4 protein-coding genes and 1 pseudogene are annotated in these 4626 nt (G+C 68.5%); 3 read left to right on the top strand and 2 right to left on the bottom strand.

Translation table 11 applies throughout. The annotated features are described in order from the left end of the window. Positions 1–1413 precede the first annotated feature (1413 nt). Complete coding sequence (locus ACFV4P_RS35835; RefSeq protein WP_380477676.1) at positions 1414–1545, top strand: hypothetical protein; 132 nt, start codon at positions 1414–1416, stop codon at positions 1543–1545. A gap of 466 nt (positions 1546–2011) precedes the next feature. Here ACFV4P_RS35835 and ACFV4P_RS35840 read toward each other — a convergent pair whose 3' ends face one another. Further along, positions 2012–2272, bottom strand: a complete 261-nt coding sequence (locus ACFV4P_RS35840) for a DUF2399 domain-containing protein (protein ID WP_380477677.1) — start codon at positions 2270–2272, stop codon at positions 2012–2014. Then, positions 2199–3272 (bottom strand): TIGR02679 domain-containing protein, encoded by a 1074-nt coding sequence (locus ACFV4P_RS35845; RefSeq protein WP_380477678.1) that lies wholly within the window; start codon positions 3270–3272, stop codon positions 2199–2201. The genes ACFV4P_RS35840 and ACFV4P_RS35845 overlap by 74 nt, the downstream gene beginning before the upstream one ends. Positions 3273–3467: 195 nt before the next feature. On the opposite strand from ACFV4P_RS35845, the pseudogene ACFV4P_RS35850 reads away from it, so the two are divergent. Together ACFV4P_RS35850 and ACFV4P_RS35855 are read left to right on the top strand one after the other, a co-directional pair. Then, positions 3468–3617: pseudogene (locus ACFV4P_RS35850) on the top strand (hypothetical protein); the annotation flags it as partial. Positions 3618–3669: 52 nt separating this feature from the next. After that, the gene (locus tag ACFV4P_RS35855; RefSeq protein ID WP_380477679.1) at positions 3670–3816 is read left to right on the top strand and encodes a hypothetical protein; all 147 of its coding nucleotides are present in this window, start codon (positions 3670–3672) and stop codon (positions 3814–3816) included. The last annotated feature ends 810 nt before the right edge of the window (positions 3817–4626 follow it).

Genomic DNA, 4626 nt, shown 5'->3' on the forward strand with positions numbered 1-4626 from the left:
GACAGAAGCAGCCACACATCATCCGCGGGTACTTCCAGGGCCCGCACGTCCGCTACATCGCCGAGGTGCCGGAAATTTAGCGTTTCGGGTCAATAGCAGCCGGGTCACTGCCGTGTCTGCCCGTTCCCCAGAACGCCCGCGCCCGACTGTCCCGAGGGACTCGTGCAGCGGCGGCCAGGCCGGCGAAATCCGCCCATCCGCGTCCGGTGGCCCGAGAGACCCGTTCCCCGGGGCGGTCGGTCAGACGCCGTCCCGGGAATGCAATAGACCGGACGCCCACCGGTCACACCATGACCGGCCACGGGCACAGTGGGACATCGCGGACGCCCGACTGCAAGCCTCGGTACCAGGACTGCGATCTTGCCCGCGATCGTGCCACCAGTGAGCCTTCGCATGATGATCGTGCTCGACACTTCCGTACTGTTCGGCCTCGGGCCAGCCCCGTTTTCGACATACTGCGAGCCCTGCAGATCGGCGGCCGCCACCGGGTCGCCACGCCGTGGATGGTCCAGGAGGAAATGGTGGCTAGACACGAGCTGGACCACCGCTACGCCCACGGCCGGGCCGCCACGGCACTGAAGGACCCTGCCATGTCGGCACCCTGGGAGACCGTCCCTGTACCCGGGCGCTTCGACCCCGAGTACAGGGACGCCTGCACTGGCGGACCGACCTGGCCCGCCGGTTCGAGATCCTCCCCACATCCGGGGACGTCGCCGTGCGAGTCCTCGCCCGCGAGACATACGCGCAGAAGCCCGCCAGGACCGGATACGGAAAGGACGTGAAGAAGGGCGGCGCCCGGGACGCCGCGATCTGGCTGTCGGTCGTCGGCTACTGCACCGCAACCCCGCGGGTGTGCTTTATCAGCGCCAACACCCGGCTGCACCTACCCGCCGATGGACACCGTCATCCGCGGACTGGAGGACCGGATGACGCACCTGACCTCCCCCGACGCCCTGGTCGACCAGTTTGCACGGCTCCTCGACAACAGCCGCGGCGAAGCCAGTGCCCGCCTCGAGACGCTGCTCGCCACCCCCCCCCGGACGATCGCAGCCATGCGAGCCGAAGCAGAGAGGCTCCTGACCCGCACGCAGGACACCTGGACGGCCAGCATCATGGAGCCCCCCGCCGGCAGCCGGACCGTCCCCTGGAACCAGTGGGCAACAGTGCCCCTGGCCGTGCCCGGCCAGATCACCGACGTCGCCGGCCACACGATCGACGCCGGTTACTGCTACACCGCCCCCGTGGACTGGTACCTCTGGGCGTCGCCCTGCGCTCTCGACACACAGCCCGCCCCGGCGTCAACCTGCGGCGCATCGTCTGCCAGTGGAGCACCCGACTGCCCCTCGACGCCCGGCCCGGCGCCGTCCCCACGGTGCTGCGCCACTGGCTGGCCGCCGCGTTGCCGGATCAGGGATGTACGCGCAGTGGGAGCCGGTACTGGCCGAGTACGCGGACCGGATCCCCGACCCTGAGCAGGTGAACGGCTGGGCGCTGGAGCAGTTGGAAGCGGAACTGGAGGAACTGCTCGCCGCCAGTATCGGGTGAGCACCGCGCGGCGATAGCCGGCCCCGCCACCGTGCCGCCGAATGCCTCAGGAAGTCGGAATGTGCTCTAAACTCCCTTAAGTAAAAGGCGAGTCGGATGTCCTGATCTGCCCGGCAAGCCGGACCGCGCCCTGCCCCCTGTGCCCATCCGCGCCGCGCCCGGCTGCGCCGTCCTCGTCAAGGGCGCGCCGGCAGCACAGTCCGCCCCCGCTGTGCACGGCATCGAAGCCTTCACCGGTTTGCGCCCGACTGGTGGCCCGAGCCAGCCGACGCCCGAGCGAGGCTTCAGCCGTCTGGGATCCGCCGCCCGACTCCGGTGGATGGGCCGCTGCGCCCCGGGACGTCCACCCCAGGGCGTGACCGCCGCCCCGGCCACCGGGCCAGGCACCCCGTCAGTGGTTTCTCACGCCACCCGGGTCGCGGAATGGTTCCAGCAGAGGAAGAACCGTTTCTTCGTGGACGGCGTGTCAGGCACCGCGCATGGCCTCCGCCAGTGCCGGGTCCCACGGGGTGGCGACGGCCTCGCCGCTCAGCGGGAGCGCGGCCGTGCGGGGCAGCAGGGTCAGCGCCTGCCGGTAGTCCTCTGCACCCAGCCGCCAGGGCCGGGCCAACCCCAGGACTCGGCTCGCGATGGCGATGCCGGGCCAGTCGAAGTCACCGTGGTACCGCAGGAGGACCCCTTCGGCGTGCAGCCGCTCCAGCAGATGCCAGCCGGCCGCCGATGGCATCCCCGAGGTGCACACCAGCGGCCCGGGCGCGGGCAGTTGGGCGGCGGCCTACGACCTGGGGGTTCTCGCAGACGTGGACGACCTGTTCGGCGGCCACCACAGGCGCCTCGGCAGAGGGGGAGAGGAGCCCGGCGAGCGTGAGATGGGTGACCAGCCCCAGGTCCGTACGGGACCGGAGCACGACGGACCACGCCGTCGTGCCCGGCGGCCGCACACCGAAGACCAGCACCGTGCCGGAGACCTGGTCGGAGACGACCCCGACGTACTCCCACAGCCGCCGCCCCGCGGCGTCCGCAGGCCATGGCGCTGCGAGCGCGGCGGCCACCGCACGCAGCACCAGGGCGGCGGCCAGGCGGCCCTCGTCCAGGTCGTGGGCGTCACCGGTGGTGCGGGCGGCGAGCTGTGCCAGTCCCGACCCCTCGGGCCCTGGCTCCTGCGGCTGGGGCAGAGTGAGCGCGGGTGCCACGTCGGCCAGCACCCGCACCGCCGCCTTGACCACCTCCCCACCCGCTTCCGGGTCGGCGCGGGTCAGCAGCCCTTGGCCGCGGACCTGCTCCCGCCAGGCCGGCACCCACGCCAGGTGCGCGAGCCCCGCCGCCTCCAACCGCGCCCACACCCCGGCCGAGGTGGTGTCGCGCTGCTGGCGCTCGGCACGCCGGTCGCTCAGCGCACCGCCGGTCAGATCCGCGACGGTGGTGATCAGCGAGCACGCCGTGCTGGAGTAGCGCAGGGCCGTGTCCAGCTTGGCGAACTGCACCCGTCCCCTCCCGTCCCGGCCCGGATGTGGGTGCCCAGCAGACCATCCAGGCACCGCGCACCGGTCTCGTCGAGGTCCAGCGCGAGCGTGCCGGCGACCGCCAGGCGGTTGCGCTCCAGCTGCGCCCACACCGCCCCCCACACCCTCCAAACATGGGTGGGCCAGGTAGCCGCGGATCGGCTCAGGCAGCCGGTGCACCACCGCCCGAGTCTGCCCGGCCACCGGGCCCGGCGGCCCCCTCATGAGGCGCTGGCCAGCAGATGCCGCTTGCTGCCGTCCCACCGCACATGCAGCGCGACAGCAGGCCGACCCTCCGCCCTGCGTACCTCGTACGCGTCCAGAGCCGGAACCTGCAGATAGAACCCCACAGGGCGTGCCCGGTCATACGACGATGAGTACTCGACGTTCAAGGGGCTGCTGCTGGAGCACCTGGAGCTGATCAGCTCGGACGTAGCCCGACACACCCCGGGCATGGTGGAGGCCCTGGAGCGGCTGACGTTGCTGCTGGGCCGGGTTCTGAGGGAGCTAGACACTCTGCCGTCGCTGGTGAACCCGGACGGATCCGCGGTCGCACGGCTGCCGGGGCGGCACATGGCCGACTGGGAGGAGCTGACAGCCTGGTACACCGGGGCGGGCGGTGATGCGTACGGATCAGCAGGACGAGCTCGTCGCCCTGCTGCGCGCCGAGGTCGACGCGTGGTTCAGCTTGGCCCCGGAGAGCGGATACGCCGCCCACTTGCGGGCCGCGTTCGACGTGGCCTACCGGATGCGATCACGCAGTTCCTGAGCCACGCCGTCGAGGACGAACGAGGTGAACCCGGCGCGCTCCCGCTTGGTCAGGGCGGCCCGCCCTCGGAGCACGTCAAACGACAAGGCCAGCACCAGAACTGACGCATCATGACCGACTCCATACCTTGAACCGACCGAAAGACGCCCAAGAACGACCCTGGCCACCAGAGCGCGCAGCACCCCCGTACTGAGTAGCAACCCCGAGAACCTCCACGTGGAACGAAGCCATCAGTTGACGAGGAACCTGATCGCCATAACAGCAACCTCACCCCTACGACAACCGTCGACACCATCATGCGCGACCGGCCATCCCCAAAATGCAGGACAGAGAGCCGGAATGAAATCCCATCAAAGACATGCAAAACCTGGCCGACAGGCCAGGACAAACCAAGAAGGCCAAGAGAACTACCGACAGGCACACACTTGCACCAACAACCAATAGAAGTACCGACAGAAATCTATAAACACTCGCATCTGACTGAAAGTCAGATATTGTCCAGTATTTAAACTAAGCCCCGTCAATAAAATACATAAACGACAAATCCGCCGAAGGCGGAACCGCCCCAATGCCACGACATAATAACAATCCTGACCAACGGTCAGGAACAGAAAACACAATATGACGGGCAGCCGAAAGGCTGCCAAAATAAACCACTACAAAACCGTGCCAGATTGCCCGAAAGGGCAATCTGAATTCTCGCAGAATTCCCGAAGGGAATTCGGCAGTAGCCCTGAAAAATCCCCCGAAGGGGGATTTCGGGGGTTTAGGAATTCCGAAAGGAATTCATTTAAGGCGCTTTAGCGCCCC

This window comes from Kitasatospora sp. NPDC059795 (assembly GCF_042732175.1).
GTDB lineage: Bacteria > Actinomycetota > Actinomycetes > Streptomycetales > Streptomycetaceae > Kitasatospora.